Annotated in this window: 25 protein-coding genes; 17 read left to right on the top strand and 8 right to left on the bottom strand. The window is 54.0% G+C overall.

What is annotated here, in order from left to right:
• The first annotated feature begins 212 nt into the window (after positions 1–212).
• Positions 213–1,379, top strand: a complete 1,167-nt coding sequence (locus tag DY252_RS04650) for a hypothetical protein (RefSeq protein ID WP_231959616.1) — start codon at positions 213–215, stop codon at positions 1,377–1,379.
• Positions 1,376–2,827 carry a hypothetical protein gene (locus tag DY252_RS04655; RefSeq protein ID WP_064787456.1) on the top strand — a complete coding sequence of 484 codons (1,452 nt, stop codon included), beginning with the start codon at positions 1,376–1,378 and terminating at the stop codon, positions 2,825–2,827. Before DY252_RS04650 ends, DY252_RS04655 begins: the two co-directional genes overlap by 4 nt.
• Before the next feature lie 15 nt (positions 2,828–2,842).
• Here the strand turns inward: DY252_RS04655 and gcvA are convergent, their stop codons facing one another.
• Positions 2,843–3,760, bottom strand: coding sequence for a transcriptional regulator GcvA (gene gcvA / locus DY252_RS04660; RefSeq protein ID WP_064787455.1), 918 nt, complete (start codon positions 3,758–3,760; stop codon positions 2,843–2,845).
• A 221-nt stretch (positions 3,761–3,981) separates the two neighbouring features.
• Between gcvA and DY252_RS04665 the strand changes: the two genes are divergently transcribed.
• From DY252_RS04665 to DY252_RS04700, 8 genes are all read left to right on the top strand, one after another.
• Positions 3,982–5,172: an acyl-CoA dehydrogenase gene (locus tag DY252_RS04665; RefSeq protein WP_064787454.1), complete on the top strand. Its 1,191-nt coding sequence runs from the start codon at positions 3,982–3,984 to the stop codon at positions 5,170–5,172.
• Between the two features lie 91 nt (positions 5,173–5,263).
• Entirely contained in the window at positions 5,264–6,487 is a 1,224-nt protein-coding gene (locus DY252_RS04670) for a CaiB/BaiF CoA transferase family protein (RefSeq protein WP_064787453.1), read from the top strand.
• 250 nt (positions 6,488–6,737) lie between these two features.
• Positions 6,738–7,832: an ABC transporter ATP-binding protein gene (locus DY252_RS04675; protein WP_064787452.1), complete on the top strand. Its 1,095-nt coding sequence runs from the start codon at positions 6,738–6,740 to the stop codon at positions 7,830–7,832.
• A 2-nt stretch (positions 7,833–7,834) separates the two neighbouring features.
• Positions 7,835–8,725, top strand: a complete 891-nt coding sequence (locus tag DY252_RS04680; protein WP_064787451.1) for an ABC transporter permease — start codon at positions 7,835–7,837, stop codon at positions 8,723–8,725.
• Positions 8,722–9,516: an ABC transporter permease gene (locus tag DY252_RS04685; RefSeq protein WP_063088623.1), complete on the top strand. Its 795-nt coding sequence runs from the start codon at positions 8,722–8,724 to the stop codon at positions 9,514–9,516. The genes DY252_RS04680 and DY252_RS04685 overlap by 4 nt, the downstream gene beginning before the upstream one ends.
• A gap of 92 nt (positions 9,517–9,608) precedes the next feature.
• On the top strand, positions 9,609–10,649 hold the full coding sequence (locus tag DY252_RS04690; RefSeq protein ID WP_064787450.1) for an extracellular solute-binding protein: 1,041 nt from the start codon (positions 9,609–9,611) through the stop codon (positions 10,647–10,649).
• A 100-nt stretch (positions 10,650–10,749) separates the two neighbouring features.
• Positions 10,750–11,682: a nitrilase-related carbon-nitrogen hydrolase gene (locus DY252_RS04695; protein ID WP_064787449.1), complete on the top strand. Its 933-nt coding sequence runs from the start codon at positions 10,750–10,752 to the stop codon at positions 11,680–11,682.
• A 103-nt stretch (positions 11,683–11,785) separates the two neighbouring features.
• Entirely contained in the window at positions 11,786–12,679 is an 894-nt protein-coding gene (locus DY252_RS04700) for a ketopantoate reductase family protein (RefSeq protein ID WP_064787448.1), read from the top strand.
• 8 nt (positions 12,680–12,687) lie between these two features.
• On the opposite strand, the gene DY252_RS04705 is transcribed toward DY252_RS04700, so the two are convergent.
• The gene (locus tag DY252_RS04705; protein WP_064787447.1) at positions 12,688–13,629 is read right to left on the bottom strand and encodes a DMT family transporter; all 942 of its coding nucleotides are present in this window, start codon (positions 13,627–13,629) and stop codon (positions 12,688–12,690) included.
• A gap of 136 nt (positions 13,630–13,765) precedes the next feature.
• The gene (locus DY252_RS04710; RefSeq protein ID WP_165374893.1) at positions 13,766–14,803 is read right to left on the bottom strand and encodes an AraC family transcriptional regulator; all 1,038 of its coding nucleotides are present in this window, start codon (positions 14,801–14,803) and stop codon (positions 13,766–13,768) included.
• A gap of 419 nt (positions 14,804–15,222) precedes the next feature.
• Between DY252_RS04710 and DY252_RS04715 the strand changes: the two genes are divergently transcribed.
• Entirely contained in the window at positions 15,223–15,783 is a 561-nt protein-coding gene (locus tag DY252_RS04715) for a hypothetical protein (RefSeq protein ID WP_129542679.1), read from the top strand.
• Between the two features lie 134 nt (positions 15,784–15,917).
• The gene (locus tag DY252_RS04720; RefSeq protein ID WP_129542680.1) at positions 15,918–16,724 is read left to right on the top strand and encodes a hypothetical protein; all 807 of its coding nucleotides are present in this window, start codon (positions 15,918–15,920) and stop codon (positions 16,722–16,724) included.
• A gap of 11 nt (positions 16,725–16,735) precedes the next feature.
• Here the strand turns inward: DY252_RS04720 and DY252_RS04725 are convergent, their stop codons facing one another.
• Entirely contained in the window at positions 16,736–17,536 is an 801-nt protein-coding gene (locus tag DY252_RS04725; protein WP_082923338.1) for an AraC family transcriptional regulator, read from the bottom strand.
• Positions 17,537–17,691: 155 nt separating this feature from the next.
• Here DY252_RS04725 and DY252_RS04730 point away from each other — a divergent pair, with 155 nt between their 5' ends.
• Together DY252_RS04730 and DY252_RS04735 are read left to right on the top strand one after the other, a co-directional pair.
• The gene (locus tag DY252_RS04730; RefSeq protein ID WP_129542681.1) at positions 17,692–18,972 is read left to right on the top strand and encodes an MFS transporter; all 1,281 of its coding nucleotides are present in this window, start codon (positions 17,692–17,694) and stop codon (positions 18,970–18,972) included.
• Positions 18,973–19,125: 153 nt separating this feature from the next.
• Positions 19,126–21,087, top strand: coding sequence for a bifunctional 2',3'-cyclic-nucleotide 2'-phosphodiesterase/3'-nucleotidase (locus tag DY252_RS04735; RefSeq protein ID WP_064787443.1), 1,962 nt, complete (start codon positions 19,126–19,128; stop codon positions 21,085–21,087).
• 100 nt (positions 21,088–21,187) lie between these two features.
• Here DY252_RS04735 and DY252_RS04740 read toward each other — a convergent pair whose 3' ends face one another.
• Complete coding sequence (locus DY252_RS04740) at positions 21,188–21,628, bottom strand: GcrA family cell cycle regulator (RefSeq protein ID WP_063088632.1); 441 nt, start codon at positions 21,626–21,628, stop codon at positions 21,188–21,190.
• A gap of 220 nt (positions 21,629–21,848) precedes the next feature.
• Here DY252_RS04740 and DY252_RS04745 point away from each other — a divergent pair, with 220 nt between their 5' ends.
• The 3 genes from DY252_RS04745 to DY252_RS04755 all read left to right on the top strand — a co-directional run bounded on the left by DY252_RS04745 (position 21,849) and on the right by DY252_RS04755 (position 23,673).
• The gene (locus DY252_RS04745) at positions 21,849–22,487 is read left to right on the top strand and encodes an NnrU family protein (RefSeq protein WP_231959615.1); all 639 of its coding nucleotides are present in this window, start codon (positions 21,849–21,851) and stop codon (positions 22,485–22,487) included.
• 127 nt (positions 22,488–22,614) lie between these two features.
• Positions 22,615–23,076 (top strand): hypothetical protein, encoded by a 462-nt coding sequence (locus tag DY252_RS04750; protein WP_064787441.1) that lies wholly within the window; start codon positions 22,615–22,617, stop codon positions 23,074–23,076.
• A gap of 114 nt (positions 23,077–23,190) precedes the next feature.
• Positions 23,191–23,673 (top strand): hypothetical protein, encoded by a 483-nt coding sequence (locus DY252_RS04755; RefSeq protein ID WP_064787440.1) that lies wholly within the window; start codon positions 23,191–23,193, stop codon positions 23,671–23,673.
• Between the two features lie 82 nt (positions 23,674–23,755).
• Here the strand turns inward: DY252_RS04755 and DY252_RS04760 are convergent, their stop codons facing one another.
• From DY252_RS04760 to DY252_RS22660, 3 genes are all read right to left on the bottom strand, one after another.
• The gene (locus DY252_RS04760) at positions 23,756–24,619 is read right to left on the bottom strand and encodes an NUDIX hydrolase (protein ID WP_082923337.1); all 864 of its coding nucleotides are present in this window, start codon (positions 24,617–24,619) and stop codon (positions 23,756–23,758) included.
• A gap of 59 nt (positions 24,620–24,678) precedes the next feature.
• Positions 24,679–25,005, bottom strand: a complete 327-nt coding sequence (locus DY252_RS04765; protein WP_008889296.1) for a hypothetical protein — start codon at positions 25,003–25,005, stop codon at positions 24,679–24,681.
• A 206-nt stretch (positions 25,006–25,211) separates the two neighbouring features.
• On the bottom strand, positions 25,212–25,334 hold the full coding sequence (locus DY252_RS22660) for a hypothetical protein (protein WP_269451506.1): 123 nt from the start codon (positions 25,332–25,334) through the stop codon (positions 25,212–25,214).
• Positions 25,335–25,367 lie beyond the last annotated feature (33 nt).

Raw genomic sequence — 25,367 nt, forward strand, 5'->3', positions numbered from 1 at the left:
TTTGGCGCCGCCAGTTGAAGGTGGTAATTTCAGGGAAGGTTGTTAATGTAATTACCACCTTGTCGGGGTAGTCTGAGTTGTCCCGAGAATTTCTGGCCAAAATGACAAGATGTTCATTACGTACTGCTTTCTTACGCCGGGAATCCTGCCCTTAAAGGGGCGTCAGGGTGACCATCAGACATTACGCCGATACAGCTTAGCCAAAGCCAAGAATGAATAAACAGAAGATCGTAAATTCCGTCAGCCACAAGTCTCCTGAACCGCATGAGGTGCCGGACGATCCTTTGGCGTGCCTGCCGCAAACATTTGCTTCGCGCGGTGTCAGGACTCCCTTTACGACCAAGACCCTGCGTTATGCGCGCGTTTCCATTGGCAAGGCCGGACGGAAAATGATCATGTTGCCCGGTCTGTCTGGCGGACTTGGGACCTATGAATTGCCGCTCGACACATTGCGCGAAGTGTTCGATCTTTCGGTTCATGATCGCATGCTTTACGACCGACTTATCGAGTTGGAGGATGTCCGCCCGCAGACGGTTCTGGAGCATAGCCGCGACGTTGGCAGTACCGGCGTTGGCGGAGTGGAACTGGCGCGCACCTGCACGCGGCGCAACTGGACGGAAAAAGCATCACGCGAACTTGGTCAGATGGCGGTTCTCCATCAGGCCCTGCGCCAACTCGGTGGTGATGCTGTCAAGGACATGAAGCGCGAAGAGTTGATGACCACCGAAGGTCAAATTCGCGCTCGCCGGGCGCTGAACCGCTTTGCATCCGAGCACAAGGTCGCAAATGATACCATCATTGATAGCCTTGGCGAATGGAGCAAGATGATCGCCCCGGTCGGTCTTGACCTTGAGGGATGTCAGGGGCAGCTTCGCGTTCTGGCCAACGGGCTCAAGAAGTTCGCCCAGGATATCGAGGAATGGTCAAATTCCGAACAGTCCGACTTCCGCTTTATGGCTGGACGTGTTGTCAGCGCGACCCGTTCGACAAGTAATCATGCCTTGAAGCGCATCGCGGAAGTTGATAGCTGGAACAGTGAACTTGGCAAGGTTCTGACGGATTGGGAAACCGCAAAAAAGGCTATTGGTGAAACGATTGAGTATCTCTGGTGGCTGCTTGATGGTTGGCAGGAACTGATTGATGTCTGGGATAGGCGGTCTCTTACGGATCGCGCAAAACAGCGCGAAACCGTCGAGGAAGTAGCAAGTTTTGCGCCGGTCTTGCCGCTTTCAGAGATTGAGAAGTCCGAACAGCAGTTCTGGGCTGATGTACGGGTTAATCAGATGCTTTGGGCTGGTGAATTGCGCAAGCTGGGCAGTGGTGAAATTGACGCCGATATGATGGATCGTCTCGAACGCTTCAGGAGACAGTCGGCATGAAGATTGAAGACGCCGGAAAGCTTGGCGTTTCGCAACTTGGCAAACTGTTTGAATCGCTCAGCAGTAACGAAATTGCCCGCTTCACGCGCGCGATCGAAAGCGATCGTGCCGATCCAAAATTGCCGTTGCCCCATGAAGCCATTCTTCAAATCCTGCGCCCGCGTCTGGCATCGCTTAAGCCGGAACGCTATCCGACGCCGATGCGTCAGTTCTGCGATCCGTTTGAAGATCTGCTGACCTCTGGCGAGCCGAATGAAAAAAGCATCCGCATCAGCCGGTCATCACTGATGCCAATCTGGAATGTCGTGGTGGAATCCGGCGGTCCTGAGTTTCAACAGGCGATGAAGGACATCGATAAGGCTGCTGCGACCCGCGACACTGCAAAACTCGCCATCGCAGAGCGTAAGCTTTGGCAGATCGGGGCGCAGACGATTGAGGATCAACTTGAAAATTCTCATACCGGCGTGAAGCAGGAACGCGCCTTGGCAACCCGACTTGGCTCGCGCATTCACCTTACGGCCTTTGCCGAAGTCGGCAAGATCTTGCGGGTTGGCGACGAAATTGCGCAGTTGCGTGAACGCTTCCCGTCCGCACCGATCAGGGTGCTTGATGCAAGCGATGTGAAATGGTTGCGTGACCTGTTCATGTCGATCTCAAAGGAGAAGCCCGGGCTTGAGCCGATGTTCCTGCTCGCAGTTCTGGCACGCCTTTTGCGGCCGAGCGAGTTGTTCAAGCTTATTCGTGTGCTGTCGACCAAGTCTGATGACCGCACGATCGAGAAAACCAACCTGGCTGAAACCGGTGATCTGATCATTGACCTGTTGGCCGAGACGGTAACCGAGATTGAACAAGGTGTCGGTACCGGCAAGGACGAAGCCCACATCCTGTCATTGGCCCGCTGGTATGCTTCGGAATTTGTCCGCATCACGCGCGAATTTAAAATCCGCAAGGATGGCCGTTGGGGTGAAAAGCTGCTTGAAACCCGTCGTCGGGTATCGCGCGCACTTGCCGATACGATGTTTGGCGCAACGCCGGAACGCGTGATTGATGCCTTGCCAAAGCTTGAAGCGGCTCAAGGCCCGGGGTCGGGGCGTGGTGCACTTGCCCGTCCGATCTTCTCACAGGAATTCGATGACGAGAAAGTCCTGGCCGCTGAAAAATCGGCTGAGGCAATTGCCGAAACCGCGCGCATTTCCGATGTGCTCGCAGCCCAAAGTTCGGCGGCCAAAGCGGTGGTGGAACTTAAGAAGAAGCTCAATCAGATCGGTCGTGCCGGTGTGGACAGCATGCGTCGACTGACTCCCGAAGAAGTCCCGAACGCGCAGCGAAACCTCATGGCCACGGTGCGTTTGCTTGAGATTGTCGATGGTCCGGAAGATGCCGATGTGCTGCGCCGCCGCGGGATGAATGCACTGCGTGCATTAACAGCCGATCAAAAGGCAAGCTGATCAAACCAGTTTGCCCTATGTGGCGATTCCACGCGCAAGTTTCTTTACCGTCTCAAGTTGATGAAGCCAGTTCATAAAGGCCCGGATCTTTGGCAGGCGTGCGCGGCTTTTCGGGCAGCAGGCGTAATAGTGAAACGGACTGGCCTTGGGTTGGCCGAACGGGGCAATGATCCGGCCGGTTGCCAGTTCATCGGTGATCGCAAAGGTCGGCAACAACGCCACACCAAGTCCGGCAACGGCGGCCTGCATAGCCATGGTGAAATGCTCAAACTTCGGTCCGTTTTCGCCGTCAATATCACTAAGCCCGCTTGCCGCAAGCCAATCGGCCCAACCGCGCGGGCGGGTCGCGATGTGCAGCAACGTAAAGTTTCGCAAATCCTCTGGCTGTGGCGTGCGTCCCAGATTGGCAACCAGTTGCGGGCTGCAGATCGGCACCATTTCCTCGCCATGCAGGATGTGGGCATCAAGTTCCGACCACATTCCTTCGCCAAACAGAACGGCGATATCGATCTGTTCACGATCAAAGTCGGGCATGCCGATCCGCGAGATGAAATTGATCGCAATGTCGGGATATCTGGCCCGGAAGTCAGGCAATAATGGAATAAGGCAGCGCGATCCGAATGTCGGCGGGGCAGCAAGTGTCAGAACTCCGCTTTCCGATCCACCCGACAAAAGGGTCAAGGTCGCACTTTCAAGCTGATCAAGTGCGGGGCGAATGGATTGCAAATAGCTTTCGCCTTCGGGTGTCAGCGCCAGACGTTGCTTTTCGCGGGCAAACAGCTTGCAGCCAAGCCAGTTTTCAAGCCCCTGAATTTGTCGGCTGACCGCACTTTGGGTCAGATACAATTCTTCAGCCGCGCGTGATGCGCTGCCAAAACGGGCCGTTTGTTCAAAGCAACTCAATGCCTTGAGGCTGGGAATGCGGCGGCTCATCTGTCAACTATTCCGCTATTTGTTCTTGTTTTGTTTCATGTGAAACGTTTTAGATTATGAGTTTTTCGCATAATCTATGTCGCTTTTATCATTTGCAACTTGCGCTGCCAATTCCTAGCTTTAACCCATAAGCAACTAAGCTTTTCAGGGGTAGCGTCATCTCGCCCTTCTATGGCGCTGCCCCTGCTTTCTGTAGAAAAATTCATAAAAGGACCAGGCGAATGGCAAGCCGCGCACCGTTTCATTGGGAAGATCCGCTCCTGCTTGAAGAGCAGTTGAGCGAAGACGAACGCATGATCCGCGATGCGGCCCGTGCATATTGTCAGGAAAACCTTCAGACCCGCGTTCTGGAAGCCAACCGTCATGAGATTTTCCATCGCGAAATCATGACCGAGATGGGTGAACTTGGCCTGCTGGGCCCGACCATCCCCGAGGAATACGGCGGACCGGGTGTCAACCACGTGGCCTATGGTCTTGTGGCCCGCGAAGTTGAACGCGTTGACTCCGGTTATCGCTCGGCAATGTCGGTTCAGAGCTCGCTCGTGATGCATCCGATCTATGCCTATGGCAGCGAAGAACAGCGCAAGAAATATCTGCCGAAACTGGCAACCGGCGAATGGATTGGCTGCTTTGGCCTGACCGAACCGGACCACGGTTCCGATCCGGGCGGCATGAAAACCCGCGCACGCAAGGCTGATGGTGGTTTCACCCTGTCGGGTGCGAAAATGTGGATCACCAACAGCCCGATCGCAGACGTATTTGTCGTCTGGGCCAAAGATGACGATAGCGTTATCCGTGGCTTCATCCTCGAAAAAGGCATGAAAGGTCTGTCGGCACCGAAGATCGAAGGCAAGTTTTCGCTACGTGCGTCGATCACCGGCGAAATCGTCATGGACAATGTCTTTGTCCCCGAAGAAAACATGCTGCCGAACGTCAAGGGCCTTGGCGGCCCGTTTGGCTGCCTGAACAAGGCACGTTATGGCATTGCATGGGGTGCGATGGGGGCTGCTGAATTTTGCTGGCACGCGGCACGTCAGTACACGCTTGATCGCAAACAGTTCGGTCGTCCGCTTGCGGCGAACCAGCTGATCCAGCTGAAACTGGCCAACATGCAGACCGAAATCACCCTTGGCCTGCAGGGCGCGCTTCAGGTTGGCCGTCTGCTTGACGAAGGCAAGGGCGCACCGGAAGCCATTTCGCTGATGAAGCGTAACAACTGTGGCAAGGCGCTTGATATTGCCCGTGTTGCCCGTGACATGCATGGCGGTAACGGTATCGCCGATGAATACCATGTCATTCGACACGCGATGAACCTTGAAGCGGTCAATACCTATGAAGGTACCCACGATGTGCACGCCCTGATCCTTGGGCGGGCGCAGACCGGAATTCAGGCCTTCACTGCTGAGGCTTGATCCCAAAAGCTTGATCGGGCGGCGGCAGAAATGTTGTCGCCCGATTTGATTCTACCTGCTTTTTTAAAAGTCGATATTTCGGGATATTCAGATGACTGGCGCACTTTCCGGGCTTCGTGTTCTTGACCTTTCGCGCGTACTGGCCGGGCCGTGGGCCAGCCAGACCCTTGCCGACATGGGAGCCGAGGTCATCAAGATCGAACGTCCCGGTGCCGGTGATGATACCCGTGGCTGGGGGCCGCCCTTTGCCAAGGATGCCAGTGGCAATGACACGACCGAAGCCGCCTATTACCTGACAGCCAATCGCGGCAAGAAATCGCTGACCATTGATATCACCAAGCCCGAAGGCCAGGAGATCGTGCGCAATCTTGCGGCCGAAAGTGACGTGGTTCTGGAAAACTTCAAGGTTGGTGGCCTTGCCAAATACGGCCTTGATTATGCGACCCTTTCCAAGGTGAACCCCAAGCTGGTTTATTGTTCGATAACAGGCTTTGGACAGGACGGCCCCTATAAGGACCGGCCGGGCTATGATTTCATGATCCAGGGTCTGGGCGGGCTTATGAGCATCACCGGTGCGCCCGATAGTGCACCGGGTGGTCAGCCGATGAAGGTTGGTGTTGCGGTTGCTGATATCTTTACCGGCCTCTATGCGACTATTGGCATTCTGGCGGCCTTGCGACACCGCGATGCCACCGGCGAGGGGCAGTATATCGACTTGGCTTTGCTTGATGTGCAGGCGGCCGTTCTTGCCAATCAGGCGATGAACTATCTTGCGACCGGCAACGCACCGGGCCGCCTTGGCAATGCCCATCCCAATATTGTGCCTTACGAAGCCTTTCCGACGGCGGATGGCTATCTGATCCTGGCGGTTGGCAATGACAGCCAGTTCAAGAGCTTCTGCGCGGTTGCGGGGCTGGATGCCTTGCCGCTTGATGAACGTTACGCCACCAACCGCAACCGTGTGGCCAATCGCACCGAACTGGTGCCGCTAATCCGTCAGGCCATGGTTACCAAAACCACCGACGCATGGATTGATGCGCTTGAAAAGGCTAATGTGCCGTGCGGTCCGATCAATACCCTTGATCGCGTTTTTGATAACCCGCAGGTCAAGCATCGCGGTATGGTCAAGCAGCTTGCCCATCCGACGGCCGGAACTGTCCCGACAGTTGCCAACCCGATCAAGTTTTCCAAAACACCGATCACGGATGAAAAAGCCCCGCCGATGCTGGGGCAACACAGCGACGAAATCTTGCGCAAGGTGGCTGACCTTAGCGACGACCAGATTGCCAAGTTGCGTGACGCCGGCATTGTCTGATCTGACGGTGATTTCCGTGCATTTGGTGCCCTCTGATTGTCTTTCTGCCAAAGAAGTCCTCGTTTTGCGTGAATAGTGCGCTGCACATTATTTTGTAAAGTGTCTATATGACGCAATCAGAACCAGTTTGGATGCCATTTTAAGGCGGATATTGCGGAACTTCTGTAAATATCGACGCTTTCTTGACCACCGGATTGCAAGTCTCTGTAGATTTTATATCATTTTACAAAATACAAATTCGGGGAAGTGCATGTCAGAAGTAGTCATTTCGGCAAAGTCTGTTGGAAAAACATTTGGGTCGGGTGCCGATAAAGTCACGGCACTGGACGACGTATCTGTCGATATCTTTCAGAATGAGTTTTTCACCATGTTGGGTCCTTCGGGCTGTGGCAAAACGACTTTGCTGCGTCTGATCGGCGGGTTTGAACAGGCTACTTCGGGGCAAATTTTGCTTGAAGGGAAGGCGCTAAATGACCTTCCGCCTTACAAGCGGCCCATCAACACGGTGTTTCAGTCCTATGCACTTTTCCCGCATTTGACGGTCAGACAGAACATCACGTTCGGGCTTGAAATCCAGGGTGTGGCGCGCAAACAGGCCGATGATCGCGCCGAAGAGATGCTTGAACTTGTGCGGCTCGCCCAATACGGGGACCGCGTGCCAAGCCAGCTTTCCGGTGGCCAGCAGCAGCGTATTGCGCTGGCCCGTGCATTGGCACCGGCGCCAAAGGTTTTGCTGCTTGATGAACCGCTTTCGGCACTTGATCTGAAACTGCGCAAGGAAATGCAGGTCGAACTCAAACGCCTGCAGACAGAAACCGGGATTACCTTTGTTTTTGTCACCCATGACCAGGAAGAGGCGCTTGCGATGTCAGACCGCATTGCGGTTATGAAATCGGGCGAAATTCTTCAGATCGGTGCGCCACGTGAAATCTATGAAGCCCCGACCCATCGCTTTGTTGCCGACTTTATCGGCGACAGTAACTTCCTTGTGGGTAATCTTGTCGATAATGGTACTGGCAAACGTGCCATTAAGCTTGGTGGTGGTCAGGTAATTGAACTGACACAGGACGTTTCCGGTCAACGAAGTGGCGAGGTTACTGTTTCGGTCCGTCCGGAACGCCTTGGACTGGTTGCTGAAAGTAAGGCCAACGCAAATCAGCTTGTCGGGACCGTTTCGACCGTCATCTATTTCGGCACGGATACGACCTATCAGATTGATCTGGGCAATGACGCCCTGTTGACAGTCCGGATGCAAAACGGATCGGGTGCGAAGGCCGATTTCGCCCAGGGCGAACGTGTCGGCATCACCATGTCCCCTGATTCCATTCGGGTACTGGCGGATTGATCATGGGTAACATATTACGATCCAAACGATTTTGGCTGGTCGCACCTGCGGTTGTCTATATCGGCTTCTTTATGGCCGTGCCGCTGTTGCAGATGGCCTATGTTTCTGTGTTGGAACGCGGTGATTATGGCGGGGTGAACTGGGGGGCATTTTCGATGGATGCCTATATCAGTTTCATCTTTGAACGCGATCTGATGGACAATCTGGTGGTCAATACCGACTACCTGCAGATTTTCGCCCGTTCCTTTGGCCTGTCGGCGATGACGACGGTCTTTGCCCTTTTGCTGGGTTTCCCGACCGCGTTTTACATTTCAACCCAACCGCAAAGCCGTCGCAACTTCCTGATCTTTCTGGTGACCATTCCGTTCTGGACCAACATTCTGGTGCGGAACTATGCTTGGATGCTGTTGCTGCGCAATGGCGGGTTGATTGATGGTGCGCTGAATTGGATGGGCATTGAAACCGGCGGGCTTGATGTCCTTTACACGCCCTACGCAGTTTCCATCGGTCTGACTTATACCTATCTGCCATTCATGGTTTTGCCGATCTATGCCAGCCTTGAAAAGCTTGACCATCGGCTGGTCGAGGCGGCCTTTGATCTGGGTGCTGACAAACGTCGCGCCATGACCCGGGTGATCTTGCCACTTGCGGCACCGGGCATTGCCGCGGGCTGCATTCTGGTCTTCATTCCGTGCCTTGGCGCTTATGTGACCCCGGAACTTCTGGGCGGCGGCAAGTTCATGATGATTGCCAACCTGATCGGCAGCCAGTTTGGTGCGGCACGTAACTGGCCGCTTGGTGCCGGGCTTGGCTTTGTGCTTCTGGCCCTCGTTCTGATTGCGATGATGGTCTATTCGTTCAAGTTCAAATCATTGCCGGAGGAAAGCCGATGAAAGTCGATGCTTCCAACCCGCTGTGGCGTTTTCGCGGGATTACCTCGACGGCAATGTTTTTCTTTGCCTATCTGTATTTGCCGATTGTCGTCCTGATCGCGCTGTCGTTTAACGAAAACCGTCTGGCGACGATCTGGACCGGTTTTACCATGGACTGGTATGTCACAGCCCTTTCCAACGATGACATGCTGCGCGCAGCTCAGAATTCCATCGTAATTGCGGTGTCGGCAACCGTGCTTGCCACCATTGCCGCCACCCTTGCTGCAATGGGCATGTCACGGGGCCGGTTTAAGGGCGAGGCAGGCGTTTCAGCTATGCTGGTTCTGCCGTTGCTCGTACCTGAAATCGTGACGGCGATTGCGACCCTTCTGTTCTTTGTCGCATTGGGGATCAAGCTGGGCCTTCTGACCGTGATCATTGCCCATACAGTCTTTTGCATTCCGTTTGCTTATCTGCCGATCCGCGCACGGTTGGAGGGCATGGACCCGGCACTGGTCGAGGCGGCAAATGATTTATATGCCAATGAATGGAAAGCCTTCCGGCGTGTGACCCTGCCGTTGCTGTGGCCGGGAATTTTGTCAGGCGCGATGTTGTCCTTCATCATCTCGCTTGATGACTTTGTCATTTCCTATTTCGTTGGCGGTGCAGGGGCAACGACCTTGCCGATCTATATTTTTGGGATGATCCGGATCGGGATCACGCCCGAGGTCAATGCTGTCTCTGCGATGATGCTGATTGTCTCAATCTTGTTTGTCAGCATCTCGTTCCTGATTGATCGTATTCGATATTGATCTCTGAAATTCAAAACGGGATTGCCGGTTCCCGGACGGGCCGGCCATCCGAATAACAAAACAACCCACCGTCCTTATTTGGGAGTCTCACGATGAAACTACGTTCTGTGCTTCTGGGAGCATCCGCGATAGCCTTGTTGTCGGTCGGTTCGGCAAAGGCGGATGGCGAACTGTTTTTCTATAACTGGTCGAACTATTTTCCGCCGGAACTGATGGAAAAGTTCGAAGCAGAAACCGGCATCAAGGTGACCCTTGATGTGTATGATTCCAACGAAACCATGCTGGCAAAGCTTCAGGCCGGTGCGTCGGGCTATGACATTGCTGTCGCATCCGACTACATGGTTGACGTGATGATCAAGGAAGGTCTGGCAACCAAGTTCGATGCCAAAAGCCTTGAGAATTTCAGCAATGTTGCCAAGCCGCACGACACCATGAAATACGATCCGGAGCGCGAATACTCCGTGACATACCTCTGGGGAACCACCGGCTTCACCTATGATGCGGCGGCGGTTGACGGCGAACTTGAAAACAGCTGGAAGGAATTCTTCGAACCGCGTGAAGAATTCCGTGGCAAGATTGGCGCGCTGAACGACGAAGTCGAAATGTTCAATGCTGCGTCGTATTATGCCGGTGTTGAAAAATGCACCGAGGACCCGGCAGAGGCCCAGAAGGTTCTTGATGTTCTGACAAAACAGAAACCCTACATTGCTGTTTACAGCTCTGAGGGCACCATCGACCGTATGTCGGCCCGCGAAGTTCAGATGCACATGCAGTGGAACGGTGCAGCCCACCGGACCAAGGAAAGCATCCCCGAGGCTGTGTTTGTCTATCCAAAAGAAGGCCTGACCTATTGGGCCGATCACTTCGTCATTCCGGCGGGTGCACCGAATCTTGAAAACGCCAAGACCTTCATTAACTGGATGATGCAGCCGGAAAACGCGGCAGAAGCCTCGAACTATGCCGGTTACATGAACTCGATCAAGGGGACTGGCGAATTTATGGATCCGGCGCTGAATTCCGATCCGGCCGTGAACATGCCAGAAGAATACGCAGACCTTTTGATCGCGTCGCAGAACTGCTCGGTCAAGGCGCGTGATCTTCGTAACCGTGTCTGGACCAAACTTAAAAACTAAGTCTGGTTCCATTCCCGATCTATCTGATCCGGCTGTCAGTTGATGGCCGGATCATGCCGATTTTAGCTAAACGCCCCTCTGAATATCAGGAACGCTGATCATGACGTCTCCGGCATCCTTCCCCGAATATGTAACCCTGGCCCTTTGGGCGACGAACCTTGGCCGACCCGTTAAAGACTTGGCGGGGTGGGCCAATCACGTTGATGCCCAGATGGCCGAGGCGGCAAAGCAGGGGGCAAAGATCTTTGTCTTGCCGGAATATGCCAGCGAACAATGGTTGGCCTTCAAGCCCACGGGTCTGCAAACAGGTGAAGAAATCGCCTGGATGGCCGAGCTCGCGCCCGAGGCCCGAAAATATGGTGCCGAGCTTGCCAAAAAGCATGACATGCTTCTGGTTGCTGGCAGCATGCCCTGGCACATTGATCCTGAAAATCCAGATGCCGGGCAAACCAACAGCGCAATGATTTTCACCCCCGAAGGCGATGCCATCATTCAGGACAAGCTTTCCCTGACGCCGGGCGAACAGGAACCGGAAAACTGGAACCTGACACCGGGCAAGGCTTTTAATGTCATTAAATGGCGTGGGCTGAATGTGGCCGTGCTGATCTGTCTCGATATTGAAATGCCGGCCTTGTCTTGCCTGCTGGCACCACTTGATATTGATTTGTTGCTGGTCCCATCCATGACACTGACACCGTCTGGCTATCACCGGGTGTTTGGCTGTGCAAAGGCGCGTGCGGTTGAACTGATGACCGTGGTTGCTGCCTGCGGCACGACGGGTGCTGCGGTCAACACCACCAACAACCCGACCAACTATTCGGGTTGCTCGGTTTATACCCCGTGCGAACCGCAATTGGGTCATACCGGCCGCTTTGCCGAGACTGAGCCGACCTTTGATGATGGTGCGGATGGCGAAGTTCTGATTGCCAAGGATGTGCCGATTGGACTGGTTCGCACGCTTCGCAATGGCGAAGCCGAAGTCTGGCCGGGCGGCTGGACGGCAGGCCATGTGTCCGTCAAAAAAAACGGCTAGCCCCTGCGTGGGAAAATCCTGAAATCTTTGCTTGATCTGCATCGCTCTTCAAAGATGATGTTTCCTGTGACAGCGACAGAAATCTAAATCAGGAACAGTCATCATGAAAATTGCGGTAATGGGTGCCGGGGCAGTTGGGTGTTATTATGGTGCGATGCTGGCCCGTGCTGGTCATGACGTCACCTTGATCGGGCGTCCCAGCCATGTCGAGGCGATGAACCGCGATGGCTTGTTGCTCGATTTCGGGGCCTCGCAGGAATATGTCACCGTCACGGGGAATACCGATGCCGCCGGTGTTGCCGGTGCGGATATGATCCTGTTTTGCGTTAAGTCCACCGACACCGTTGAGGCAGGCGAGCAGATCAAGCCTTTCATCTCTGCCAACACAATCGTGCTGAGCCTGCAAAACGGTGTGGATAACGCCGAACGACTTGGCGGTGTTCTTGGTCAACCCGTCATCCCAGTGGTGGTTTATGTTGCGACCAGTATGGGCGGACCAGGCCACGTCAAACACCACGGCCGGGGAGAACTTGTCATCGGCCCATCTGCGCAAAGTCAGACAGTCGTCGATACACTGGTGCCAGCCAAAATTCCGGTTGAGGTCTCCGACAATGCCGAAGGCGCCCTTTGGGCCAAGATGATTTTGAACTGTGCCTATAATGCGCTTTCGGCGATCACGCAGCTGCCTTACGGTGAGGTCGTGCAAGGTGTCGGTGTCTGGGATGTAATGCGCAATGCGGTGGATGAATGTCTGGCCGTTGCCAAGGGATGTGGGGTGACGGTGCCGGGTGATGTTTGGGGCGCGATTGAAAAGATCGCCGAAACCATGCCCGGTCAGTTTTCCTCAACCGCACAGGATCTGGCACGCGGCAAAGCAAGCGAGATTGATTTCCTGAACGGGTATATCGTTCGCAAGGGGGCGGAGCTTGGTATCGCAACGCCGACCAATCTTGCCCTGCATGCCCTGACCAAGCTTCAGGAAACCAAAGTGGCGTAATCGCCGGGTTATTCGGCCGGTGAGTTGGCCGGTTCGGTTGATGTCTCGGGCGTTCTTTTGAATTTGCGAGCAACGGCTGCAACGATCTGGTCGTTAAACATCACAAGGGCCGCGGCCATCACGATGAAGACGCCGCCCATCAGGCTGATCGGTGCCGGTAAGACGCCAAACACCACAAGATCGAGAATGATCGCCCAAATCATGGCGGTATATTCAAAGGCCGACAGGGTCGATGCCGGGGCACGCGCCAGGGCCTCGGTCATGGCGATATGGGCAAGCCCGCCGGTCAGCCCGGCGCCAATCAGGAACACAATGTTGCTTGTCGAAAGCGGTGCCCAGCCAAACGGGATGGTCAAAAGCCCGCCGATCGAACAGATCACAGCAAAGTAAAAGGCAATCGTGCCAGACGGTTCCGTCGTGGTCAGCGACTTGATCTGTACCTTGGCAAAGGCCGTGGTGACAGCAAAGGCCACACCGGCCCCGATGCCGATCAGGGTGTTGTGATCCAGCCCCGGGGTCGACAGCATTGGCCACAGCATCAGGAACACCCCGGCAAAGCCGCCGATGGTTGCACTGATCACAAGCCATCCCGGATTTTCACGAAGCGTGATGATCGCAACCGGGATCAGAATAAGCGGGGCAAGGAAGCCAAGTGCGGTGGCCAGCGCCAGTGGCAGATAAGCCAACGACACAAAGGCCAGAAACATCGAAACGCAGCCATAAGTGCTGCGTTTCAGATGTCCAAACGGGCGTTTGGTCTTAAGCGCCCTGGGAAACTGATTGCGCCACATCAGGTAAGCCACAATCGGGATCAGCGCGACACTGCTCCGCCAGAAAACGATCTGACCGGTCGGGGCCTCAAAGGATGCCAACCGGACAAACAGGTTCATGACCCCGAACAATCCGGTCGCGGCAAGGCGTAACCCAATTCCAGACCAGAAACTGTTCATTGCGATCTTCCTGAATGGTGGCGGGTGCTTGGCACCTGTTTTCAGGAATATCGTAAGTTGGGGGCGGGCAATACTGATAAAATTTCATGTCAGAGATGCGGGAATTCTGACACGGCTTGGCGGTAAAAGGGGCGTTTCAAAGCGTGTGCAGCCACTTTTCATAGCGTGTATCACGTTCACTGCCTTCCGCGTCCTGCACGTTATTCAATGCATTTTGCTGGCTGCGTCTGAAATCACCCGGTGTCATGTCAAATTTTTCGCGAAATGCCCGGATGAAGGACGTGTCACTGGAAAATCCGCATTCGAGCGCGACGTCGTAAAGGGAACGGGGGCGCTTCGTTGTGGTGCTAAGCAATTGCTTGGCACGGCGCAAACGCAGATCACGTGTGTAGCGATAAACGCCGCCATGCTCTTCAAGCAACTGATACAGCTTGGATCGTGAAATGCCTAACTCTCTTGCCGCACGGTCCGGGGTGAGGTCGGGGCGCGAAAAATTCTCCCGGAAATAACGCCGGATCAACGTCATGACTTCAAGGTTCTGGCGTTTATTGGTCGTCTCGCTTGTTTCGCCATATGCGGAATTGAGGCACGCGGCAAGCATATCGGCAAAGCTGTTTTCAAGCACATGGGCATGCTCGGTCTTGAGCGCCGAAGCATTGGCCTTCAGCGAGCGCATCAGATTTGCAACAATCCGGACCATCGGGTCACGCGGGCTTAGAAACCGCATGTTGTGATCTTCGGGCAGGGTAAGCCGGTCTTCAAGAAGAGGGCGAGGAATGATGAAGGCAAGGTTATCAAAATCGCTTGTTGTTGCCCGTGCTACTTGCGACAGGTCCTGAAAGAGCAAGCCGTCAGCCTCTATTTCCTGGCCGTCCTTGCCATCATCTGTCGACATGCCACCGTTATAGTAAAGCTGGACCATATAATGATCCATGCCGTCGGCAGCGATTGTCTTGGAACTGCGTTCCCAGAACTGATGTGTGCTGTTGGTGCGGGCGATCATCATCGATCCCAACAAATCCGCATCCAATGTTGCATGGAAGTTGTTCTTGCGGATGTCGGGAAGGGTTTCGACGCTGAAAATGCAGTCAATACTACTTTGCCAAACGTCATAACGTTTGGACATAGGTAGGTCATTGACCGTGAAAAAAGTATGGGTTGCTGACTGTGTCATGCCTGACTCCCGGTTTTGCTTCATTGCAAACAACGCTACTTGCGCGGGTGCATCTGGATTAATATTCGACATCTCTAATACCAGATTTTTTTCATATTAAGCGGAAACCGGGCGTTTCGTCAAAACCACAAAGGTATAGGTTTAGGTAAAAATGAACGCAAAGGTATTATGATTGCGTAAGGGGATCTGGATTATACCTTTGGTTTTAAGGTCTTATGGCTATACGGGATGTTAGGGATTATTTTTTCGAAATCCCTTTATTAGGTGTTTTGGATGGTTCGCACATTTTTTTGGACGCTTCGTGCATTGTCACCCCGCTGCACATGGTAAAAATCCAAAAAACAGAGATGCCGCCTATGACGAAAAACAGAAAACGCTGGCGGCCCTTATCAGTGTGTGCACCGAACCTTGGGGATTAGATGCATTCGACAGAACCACATCCGGCACGCCGGACGGGGGAGAAGAACTATGCCGGCCCCGGCCGTGACTGGGGAAAGAACTGCCACGTGTTACCCGGACGTCGTCAAGGTGAGAAAAATCATCATTTCTGGCAGAGCCGGGAAGATCAGGAACCGGTTTTCCTATCCTTTGATGATGAACCATCAGCAGCGTCATGCTTTGGCGATCCTGAGATGGCGGAGGGTGCAGAACCGTCTTCTGTGAACCAGTCTCTTGCGGCGACCTTCGATATGATGAAGTCGCTTTCTGAGCTGGTCCGCGTATTGGAAGCTATTCGTTCTGTTTCCAATGAAAATGATATCTTCAGCGCAGACGAGCGACTTCTGGACCATACGAAAGACACGTCGTCAACAGGTGGCGAAGGCAATGACACCCGCCCGTGGGTGCTCGCCGTGATTGACCAACTGGCCGTATTGGGTGCGTCGGAACGCATTCCGTCGCTCAACCATGGTGCGAAGGCAATGGCCTATGGCAACCGCATTCAAGCGGCGAATGATGTCGTATCACGGGTCTCGCACTAAAAATAAACTCAAGACCGATCATAAAGAACTGTAGGTATCACTGCCCTAAGTGAGGCTGACTTGCGATCTCGCAGTGTGTATTTCTGTTTCCTGATCCAGGCATAAATGCGCAACAGACCGGATAGTGTATCTGGGTGCTGTTGGCTGCTGCGTGCTTTTCCAAAGCCGAAAAGCTGGGTTTTGCCACGTTTTTTGGACAATTTGCATATTCATATGGATGGAATGTGCAATTCCGGCAAACAACCTGTGGTATTTGTGGATTAAATAATAAGACACATGTCCGTTCACAGAGTGGGAATATCTGCGTTCAAGTAAGGGCATGGATATCAGAGAAGCGCACTTATTACGCTCTGGGGAAAGAGATGATGTCGTACGAACCACATCCGGCACGCCGGAAGGGTGAGGTTAATTGTACCGGTCATGGACGTGACTGGGGACAAAACAGCCATATTCTTCCAGGGCGTCGCGTCAATGAGCCCAACCATCAGGCTTGGAAAAGCCGTATGGCAGCGGGCATACACAAATACGAGCCTTCCGATGCAGACGGTGATGGATTATTTGCCGACTACATAGAAGAAGCATCGGTCGCCGTGACCCGAACCTTTGAAAACAGCGTCGGGATGCTAAAATCCGTGATGGAAATGATGGCCTTCCTTGAAGGTATCCGCGTCATGCATCATGACGGTGCCGTTGCACCGAAAGCGGATAAGCGCCTTGATCGTCTGAGCAATGGCAGGTTTACCAATCGGGCGTCGGAAAACGCGACGCATGAACGAAACGGTTTGTCCTCGGAGTTCATGGTTCAGCTTCACAACATGTGTGCCAATGGGCAGAAGCCCTGCCCGGACCATGTGAAAGTGACGAAGCGGTACGGAACATATCTTGAGCCCGAGCACGAGATCATTCCGCCGAAACCACGTGTAACCCGTTACGACCACTGAGTATCCCGGGCCTAGCGGAAATAGCTGCCCGGTGTGCGGCCTGTGGCCTTGCGAAACATGGCGATAAAGGCTGATGGAGTCTCATAGCCAAGATCAAGTGCGATCTCGGTCACCGGACGGTCATTGGCGAGCTTTTCAAGCGCATGGAGCAGACGAAGTTTTTGCCGCCATTCGCGGAATGGCATTCCAGTTTCGCGTTGAAAAAGCCGGGCAAGCGTCCGGCTTGAGGCGCCGCATACCTTTGCCCAGTCCTCAAGCGTGCGGTTATCAGCCGGGTCGCCTTGCAGATGATCGCAAATGCGCGCCAGTCGGGTATCCTTGGGCGCAGGCAGGTAAAGCTTGTCCTGATCGGGGGCCTTGATCTGATCGAGCAATACGCGGATCAGGCGGCCTTCCTCCCCATCTTCATCATATTCGACCGGAATTTCCGTTGCGGCCCGGATCAGTTCGCGCAAAAGCGGGCTAACTTCCAGAACCATGCAGCGATCGGGCAGGTTTGCCGCAACGTTCTGACCGATATAAAGGTGGCGGGCCCGGGTGAAGCCGGTGCAGGTCACCGCATGCTGCGTGTGGGGCGGGACCCATACTGCGCGCTGTGGCGGCACGATCCACATCCCGGCCTCTGTCACCACGGTCATCGTACCCTCAATCGCATATAAAAGCTGGTTCCAGTCATGGCTGTGTGCCGCGACATGATAGCCAGCAGGCATATCACTGACCCGGACATATACCGCGCGCGGCAACTCACGCGGGCGGGGGATCTTGTTGTGATGTTCCGGACGTCCGTCAAAGGTATTGAGGATATGAACCATGATGCGGCGACATTCAAAACTGTCTTGATTGCGATATATGATGGCAGATTACCGCAAGACAGACGGATCGGACAGGTTTAACTTGGTCGCATTCCAAAACGCACAAGATGTGACAGGGGCGTCGCCACCACAACGATCCTGTCCTCGGAGGTACAATGTCCAAGGAAATCATACCGGAAGCCAGCAATCACGCGGCCCCACTTGGTGATGCGCCCGACGCCCCCAATAATGTGAGTGCAGCTCCGGTCCATAAGGGTTGGCGCAATCCGGAAGTTCTGCTGATCGTTATGGCGGCCGCCATGCCGCTATCCTTTTCGACCTGGATGGCGCTGCTAAACAACTTTTCGGTCGAAATGGCCGATTTCACCGGCCGCGAGATCGGTATTTTGCAGTCGTTGCGTGAAATCCCCGGTTTCCTTGCGTTTACCGCGATTTTTGTGCTGCTGGTTCTGCGTGAACAGACATTTGCAGTTCTGTCACTGCTGGTGCTTGGAATTGGCGTTGCCATATCGGGTTATTTCCCGACCGCAATCGGGCTTTATTGCACGACGGTTTTGATGTCGATCGGCTTCCATTATTTCGAAACCATGCAGCAGGCGTTGTCACTGCAATGGGTGCGTAAGGATCGCACCGCCATGGTCATGGGGCGGCAACTGTCGGCAAAATCAATCTCGTCGCTGATCATGTTTGGCATGGTTTGGGTGATGCTCGAAGTTTTCGCGGTCGAGTATCGCTACGTCTATCTGTTCGGCGGTGCGCTGACGATCCTGGCCGCGCTTTTTGTCTGGGGGGCGTTTCCGAAATTTGCCGATGCCCATCCGCAGAACAAGAAGCTGATCCTGCGCAAACGCTATTGGCTTTACTACGCGCTGACTTTCATGAGTGGCGCACGCCGTCAGATCTTTACCGTGTTTGCCGGCTTCCTGATGGTCGAGAAGTTCGGTTATGACGCAGCAACCATCACCTTGCTGTATCTGCTTAACCACGTGATCAACATGTTCCTCGCCCCCAAGATCGGCAAGATGATCGGCAAATGGGGCGAACGCCGTGCGCTGGTCTTTGAATATGCGGGATTGTTTATTGTTTTCGTCTCTTACGCCTTTGTCGAAAACCACATTCTGGCCGGTGGTCTTTATGTGATTGACCACCTGTTCTTTGCGCTGGCGATCGCTATCAAGACCTATTTCCAGAAGATCGCCGACCCGGCTGACATTTCCTCAACCGCCGGGGTCAGCTTTACGATCAACCATATCGCGGCTGTTTTTATCCCGGCCGCCTTCGGGTTGCTTTGGCTGATATCGCCGGGTGCGGTGTTCCTTGCCGGGGCAGCCATGGCCTTTGTCTCGCTGGTGTTGGCCCTGAACGTGCCACACGATCCCGAGCCCGGAAACGAGGTCATTCGCGGATACAAATCAACCGCGATGCAGCCAGCCTGATCGTCAAATACCCGCCTGACCAGAAACGCCTGCCGATCTTGGCAGGCGTTTCTGTTTGTGTTTGCCCTGCCTTTTTCGCAAAATCTTCAAAACACCGACATTTAAACGGGATTAGATTGTCGCGGTTTAACGCATAAGCAGGGACACGGCTCGATGGTATTCATTCACAAAAAAGCTGCCCGGATGACCGGGATTTCGATGGCACTTGCACTGGTAAGCAGCACGGCATTGGCCGACAGCACGGTGTCTTTGCGCATTCTCGAAACCACCGACATCCATACGCATCTGGTTAATTATGACTATTACCGTGATGGCGAGTCAGACACGGTTGGTCTTGCAAAGGTCGCGACCCTGCTTAAAACCGCGCGTGGCGAGGCAGAGAACGTTGTCTTTATCGATAATGGTGACCTGATCCAGGGCAACCCGCTTGGCGATTATATGGCCAAGGAACGTGGTCTTCAGGACGGTGATGTCCATCCGGTTTATAAGGCGATGAACCTTCTTGGTTATGACGCGGCCAACATCGGAAACCATGAATTTAACTATGGCCTCGATTTCCTGGGTAAATCGTTGGCCGGTGCCAACTTCCCCTATGTCAGTGCCAACGTTTTTGTCGATGATGGCGATGACAATCCCGAAAACGACAAGCCGTATTTCGAACCCTATGTGCTGCTGGATCGGGAATTTACCGATAATGACGGCAAGGTGCATAAGGCCAAGGTCGGTGTGATCGGGTTTGTGCCGCCCCAGATCATGCAGTGGGACAAGGCCAATCTGGAAGGCAATGTGATCGCAAAAGACATTGTTGAGATGGCAAAAAAATATGTCCCGGAGATGCGCGAAAAGGGTGCGGATATCGTCATTGCCGTTCCGCATTCCGGTCTGTCGACCATGGCGCGTAATGGCATGGAAGAAAATGCCACCTATTACCTTTCCGAAGTCGATGGCATTGATGCGATCCTGTTTGGTCATGCCCACACCGTGTTTCCGTCAGAGACCTTTTCCGATCTCGAAGGTGTCGATATCGCCAAAGGCACGATCAACGGCGTTGCCGCGGTGATGCCGGGCTTCTGGGGCAGCCATCTTGGCGTGATCGATCTGACCTTGAATGTGTCCGATGACGGCGAATGGAGTGTCACCGACAGTCTGTCTGATGCACGTCCGATCTATCAGCGCGAAGGCCGGACCGTGACGCCGCTGGTTGAAGCCGATCCGGAAATCATCGCCGCGGTCAAGGAAGAGCACGAAGCCACCATTGCCTATATGCGCGAAGGTGTGGGCACGACATCGGCACCAATCAACAGCTTCTTTGCGCTTGTGGCCGATGATCCTTCGATCCAGATCGTGACCAATGCTCAGAAATGGTATCTCGAAAAGATCCTGAACGGATCGGAATATGATGGCATCCCGATCCTGTCGGCCGGGGCACCGTTCAAGGCCGGTGGTCGTGGTGGTCCTGACTATTTCACCGACATTCCCGAAGGCAAGATTGCGCTTAAAAACGTCGCGGACCTTTATATCTATCCAAACACCGTGCGCGCAGTATTGCTTGATGGTGATCAGGTGCGTGAATGGCTTGAAATGTCAGCAGGCCAATTCAATCAGATTGACCCGAACAGCAGCGAAGAACAGGCTCTGATCAACCCGGATTTCCCGACCTATAATTACGATGTGATTGATGGCGTGACCTACGAAATCGATGTCACCAAACCGGCCCGCTACAACAAGGCGGGCGAAGTGATCAATCCCGATAGTCACCGCATCGTCAATCTGAGCTTCGAGGGCAAACCGGTGACAGCCGATCAGAAGTTTGTTGTTGCGACCAACAACTATCGCGCCGGCGGTGGTGGCAATTTCCCGGGCCTTGATGGATCGACCATCATTGTCGAGGCACCCGATGAAAACCGTACGGTACTTGCCAACTATATCCTGACCGAAAAGGAAATTGATCCGAAAGCAGATGGCAACTGGACCTTTGCCCCAATCGGTGAGGCGTCCGATGTAACGTTTGTCACCAGCCCCAAGGCATCCTCGGCCGTGAACGCACCTGACAATATCAGCTTCGTTGGCGAAGATCAGGAAGGCTTTGCCAAATACGTGCTGCAAACAAGGTAACCAACAGAACCTTGATATCGCCTAACGAAAAAGCCGCCCGGATCAGGCGGCTTTTTTGTATCTCGGTGTCTCTGCGGGCAATTGCCAGGCGCAGAGCAGATTACTTCCGGTTTGCAGCCTGCGGGCCTTTGCCGCCGGGGCCACCCTGCTGTGCAGGGGGATTATCTTCGCGCGGGTTCTTGCCGTTAAGGTAGGCCTGTGCGCAATGTTCGTCGCAATAAGGCTTGCTCGGCACGATTTTCTTGCCGCAGAAATGGAAGTCGTCATCGCCCGGGTCGCCAAACGGCCAACGGCACATGCCCGGACCAAGATCAAAGATCGAAATGCCTTTGGTCTGCTGTTTGGGGGCCGGTGCCTTTTTCTGTTCTGCTTCCTCGGCACGACGCTGGATCGGGGACGGGCGCTTGGGCAGCCCAAGGCGGTGTGCCTTGCCAACGACGGCGTTCTTGCCGACGCCGAGTTCCTCACCGATGCGTGCCGTGGTCCAGCCCTGATTCCAGAGCGAGGTCAGCAATTCAATCTTTTCCGGCGTCCAGCTCATTTCGAGTATATTCCGTATTTCTTGGTCTGCTGGTCAGAACATCTGACGGCAGGTGCTTGTTGTTCGATGTCAAACAGGGATACAGACGTATCGCCTAATATCGTGTAACGCAAGGGGCTTGGAGATTCGCACCCCGGCCCGTCTGCGCGAACAGGGCAATTTGCATGTTGAAGCCACAATGTAAAGAGGGGATCGCGTTTTGGCAGGGTTTTTAATTGCAGTGACCGTTTTCCTTGCAGGCCATATTATTCCGGGCTTGCTGCGCGAAAGGCTTGTAAGACGTATCGGGTACCGCCCCTATATTATTGCATTCTCGATCCTGTCAGTTCTGCTGTTTGGCTGGGTCATTCACGAGGTTTTGGTCGCGGAGTCGTTTTGGCTTTGGGACTATCAAACATGGCAGGCGCAACTCCTTGTTGTTGTCATGTTGCCTGCCTGTATTTTGTGGGCCTGTGCCATTCTTCAACCCTGTCCGCTGTCGATTGGTCGAAAAACCGGCTTTGATCCGGCAAAGCCCGGCATCAATCGGTTTTGCCGTCATCCACTGCTGTTGGGCATGATCCTTTGGGGTGCCGGACACACGATCGCCAATGGTGATATCGTCGCCGTCCTGTTCTTTGGCGGCAGCAGCATTTTTGCCCTGATCGGGTTCTGGCGAATGGAAAAAATACGGCTGCGCGGAATGACGAATGGCGAACAGGCGATCCTTCTGGCAGCAACCCGACGCTTTTCGCTATCAGGCCTAAAGGATGCCTTTCGGGGGCGGGATATCCTTGCCGGGATTGTTCTTTATCTCCTTATCCTGGGTGGGCATGGTCATGTGATTGGTGTCGATCCGCTTGCAATGGCAGGCTGGTAAATACTGTTTTGATCGCAAGGCTTGTCAGCCAAGGTTTTGACAGGGATACTGGGGGTGCAGTGCAAGACATCTGCACTGGCCCGCTTTGCCGTATCGTATGGCAAAGGGCAGTTTCAAGCGAGGTAACATGACGTCTCCTCAACTTGCGAGCAGTCTGGCCAAATTCGCCGAAATGGAAGGACGCCATCCGCGTCTTCTTCTGGCGACGGCATCCTCCGTCGAAGAAAAACACCACAAACATGTCGCAACCCTGTTTGCCGATGGCGGGTTTGACGTCGATGTGGCACCCCGCTATTCCGATGCACAATCCATTGCCCTGCAGGTGATTGATTGCGACGCCGATATCCTGCTTTTGATCCGAACGTCCATGACGGCAGAAGATCGGGTCAGTGTTGCCGATCTGATTTCCGCACTCGATGCACTGGACGCGGAATATGTCAAAGTCGGTATTGTCGGTCATGCCGATGATCCGGCTGCGGGGAATGTCGACTTTGTTTGTGATCTTGAACATCTGCAAACAAGCGACTGCGAGGCACTGATCGACTACATTCTGGCAGTTGAAGAAACCCGCGTCGCACAACATATTTAGAACGCTGCAAAATTTCGCCGTCTTTCGGTGCAATGTTTTCGAAACTCTTTGGACGCATACTGATCTCACACCAGTTGCATCCGAACGCGGGATGTTTAATCAAGGGATGATTTGATGGGATTGCTCAAGGAAACGCTGATGCGCGTCTTTGTCGGCAAAAAAGGCCGGGATGCGATTCAGGCTTATAATGACGCGCAATCCCTGCACATTCGTGACAGCGCCACTGCGGAAAAAACAGCCGCTCAGGCGCGTCAGGCGCGTCGCATCGAAGACCGCGCCCTTGCCCATCAGGAAGAAGGCATGTCGCTGGAAGAAGCCCGTGCGCTTGCCCTTGCCGAAACCCTGACCGAACAGGCCGACGCCCCGCATACTGAAATCATGAAGGCGCTGAATGCCGCCGATGCCAAGCTTGGCAAAAAGAAAAGCAAGATCGCAACGCCTGAGGACGAGCGTCGTCAGGAACTGATCAATGAAGCGGTCAAGGCGCTTCGCAGTAAACAAAGTGACCTTGATAAGCTTGATCCGGAACTGCGCGCCAAGCTGACGGTGATGGCTGTGGGCGCCTTGATGGGCGGGCCAAATACGCCGCGTCAGTAAATTTTCTATAAGCCTGTAAGGAAATGGCACCGCCCGTATCGGGATGGTGCCATTCTTGTTTACGGTATCGGCAAAGGCCGCATCAGGGCTCAAGGCTGCGGTGAAGGCCAGTGACAAGTTCGCAGTAGGATGGCTCATTATCCGCGGTGAGATAGCCGTGGCGAATCAGAAAGTCGATCACCACCAGGGCGCAATTGAATTTGAAATCAAAGCCGGTGCGGACGATCTCGGCGACCTCGCCGATGGGAAGCAGATCAAATTGTGCAACTTCGCCATCGGCGCAATGCGGGACGAAGTCTTCTGGCAATTCCAGATCGAAATTGACCATCACATCGGGTTTCAAGCCTTCGTCGGTTTCATAAAGGTATGAAACAGTACCGATCGCCAAGACGTTTTCAGCAAGGTTTGCTGGAATGCCAGCTTCTTCGGCGCATTCCTTGATCATGTTTTCGCGAAAACCAAGACCGGTCGGTTGACCGCCCGCCACCATGTTATCGAGCATCCCCGGGTAGGTCGGCTTGTCCAGCGCGCGTTTGGCAATCCACATGTGAATGCCATCATTCTTGCGGACAAAGCCGTTCATATGCACGCCCCAAGACCGACAGCCGAAATAGGGCATGGCAAACCGATCCAGTTGGCACAACGGATCGTCGGAAAGCCGATTGCGGATATCAAACTTCTCGCCATGCAGGTGCTTGATTACGCCTTGCTCGCACAGGGCTTCGGTCGCCTCGATCAGGGTCTGGTTCCGCGCATCAATGGTTTTGATGTGCGAACCAAAACCATATTCGCCGTTCTCGTCACGGATGAAGCTGTCCCCAAGCGCGGTAAGGGCGCTGGCAAATTCTGACCGGATGGCACCGACCGGAAGGTCGCCAATGCGAAACCGGGCATAGCGTGACAGATTGGCGTTGTTGCACGCATGGATATGATCAAGATAGGCCAATTCAGAACTCCTGTCGGGCAGAGGCACTGCCAGTTTTGCAGTGCCGCAACCAAGACAGCCTACGCGCTAAGCGCAGAGTTTGAATAGCCTTTTTCCGATGTCAGAACCGCATTCACGTGAATGATTTGTCGCAGGCAGCGCGCGATGTGCTCGGCAACTTTGGTTTCAAGTTGCTGGACCTGAATGTCGATCTGAAGTTCCTCGTAACCGCGCAGACCATTGGCAACGGTCGAATGCCAGCTGGCCGGAACCAGATTACGCTTGGCAAACAGTTCGAGGACGCGCGGCATCACGTCCGGTTCGGCTGCGGCGTGAACGGAAAAGCAGTAAACGGATTTGGGGCTATGTGCGTCCATTGCGGACGCAGCAAATGCATGATCAGTCATGACAATGCTCACAGATATTCAGTGCATCAAAAAGGCGAACAGATACGTCCCGGTGTCCTTAGACAACCGGGCTGATAATTCGCGCAATGATGACCGAAAAGACGCTGTGATGTGTCATGGGGCTATTTAAAAGAAGGTCTCTTCAAAACCAGTTGGTTTGCCATTTGGTTTGAACAGGGACGCTAATGATGAAAGCGAAACGTAGGTCAGATGACCAGAAGCGATGCGATGATAGCCAGAATGGTACCGGCGAACAGGATTTCCATCGAACGGGCGATCTGCTGTTCACGGGCAATGGCGATTGCAACGGCTTTGCGCTTATTCATCATGTTTACTCCGTCTTATGACAGGTAGTGTCAATG

Source organism: Thalassospira indica (genome assembly GCF_003403095.1).
In the GTDB taxonomy this organism is placed as follows: Bacteria; Pseudomonadota; Alphaproteobacteria; order Rhodospirillales; family Thalassospiraceae; genus Thalassospira; species Thalassospira indica.

Bases quoted from the DNA above. Each gene is read 5' to 3' on its own strand.
- DY252_RS04700 (WP_064787448.1), top strand. From the start codon at position 11,786: ATGAAAATTGCGGTAATGGGTGCCGGGGCAGTTGGGTGTTATTATGGT.
- DY252_RS04765 (WP_008889296.1), bottom strand. From the start codon at position 25,005: ATGACTGATCATGCATTTGCTGCGTCCGCAATGGACGCACATAGCCCC.
- DY252_RS04715 (WP_129542679.1), top strand. From the start codon at position 15,223: ATGCATTCGACAGAACCACATCCGGCACGCCGGACGGGGGAGAAGAAC.
- DY252_RS04740 (WP_063088632.1), bottom strand. From the start codon at position 21,628: ATGAGCTGGACGCCGGAAAAGATTGAATTGCTGACCTCGCTCTGGAAT.
- DY252_RS04755 (WP_064787440.1), top strand. From the start codon at position 23,191: ATGGGATTGCTCAAGGAAACGCTGATGCGCGTCTTTGTCGGCAAAAAA.
- DY252_RS04650 (WP_231959616.1), top strand. From the start codon at position 213: ATGAATAAACAGAAGATCGTAAATTCCGTCAGCCACAAGTCTCCTGAA.
- DY252_RS04725 (WP_082923338.1), bottom strand. From the start codon at position 17,536: ATGGTTCATATCCTCAATACCTTTGACGGACGTCCGGAACATCACAAC.
- DY252_RS04665 (WP_064787454.1), top strand. From the start codon at position 3,982: ATGGCAAGCCGCGCACCGTTTCATTGGGAAGATCCGCTCCTGCTTGAA.
- DY252_RS04690 (WP_064787450.1), top strand. From the start codon at position 9,609: ATGAAACTACGTTCTGTGCTTCTGGGAGCATCCGCGATAGCCTTGTTG.
- DY252_RS04735 (WP_064787443.1), top strand. From the start codon at position 19,126: ATGGTATTCATTCACAAAAAAGCTGCCCGGATGACCGGGATTTCGATG.
- DY252_RS04705 (WP_064787447.1), bottom strand. From the start codon at position 13,629: ATGAACAGTTTCTGGTCTGGAATTGGGTTACGCCTTGCCGCGACCGGA.
- DY252_RS04750 (WP_064787441.1), top strand. From the start codon at position 22,615: ATGACGTCTCCTCAACTTGCGAGCAGTCTGGCCAAATTCGCCGAAATG.
- DY252_RS04695 (WP_064787449.1), top strand. From the start codon at position 10,750: ATGACGTCTCCGGCATCCTTCCCCGAATATGTAACCCTGGCCCTTTGG.
- gcvA (WP_064787455.1), bottom strand. From the start codon at position 3,760: ATGAGCCGCCGCATTCCCAGCCTCAAGGCATTGAGTTGCTTTGAACAA.
- DY252_RS04730 (WP_129542681.1), top strand. From the start codon at position 17,692: ATGTCCAAGGAAATCATACCGGAAGCCAGCAATCACGCGGCCCCACTT.
- DY252_RS04710 (WP_165374893.1), bottom strand. From the start codon at position 14,803: ATGACACAGTCAGCAACCCATACTTTTTTCACGGTCAATGACCTACCT.
- DY252_RS04655 (WP_064787456.1), top strand. From the start codon at position 1,376: ATGAAGATTGAAGACGCCGGAAAGCTTGGCGTTTCGCAACTTGGCAAA.
- DY252_RS04685 (WP_063088623.1), top strand. From the start codon at position 8,722: ATGAAAGTCGATGCTTCCAACCCGCTGTGGCGTTTTCGCGGGATTACC.
- DY252_RS22660 (WP_269451506.1), bottom strand. From the start codon at position 25,334: ATGATGAATAAGCGCAAAGCCGTTGCAATCGCCATTGCCCGTGAACAG.
- DY252_RS04680 (WP_064787451.1), top strand. From the start codon at position 7,835: ATGGGTAACATATTACGATCCAAACGATTTTGGCTGGTCGCACCTGCG.
- DY252_RS04670 (WP_064787453.1), top strand. From the start codon at position 5,264: ATGACTGGCGCACTTTCCGGGCTTCGTGTTCTTGACCTTTCGCGCGTA.
- DY252_RS04675 (WP_064787452.1), top strand. From the start codon at position 6,738: ATGTCAGAAGTAGTCATTTCGGCAAAGTCTGTTGGAAAAACATTTGGG.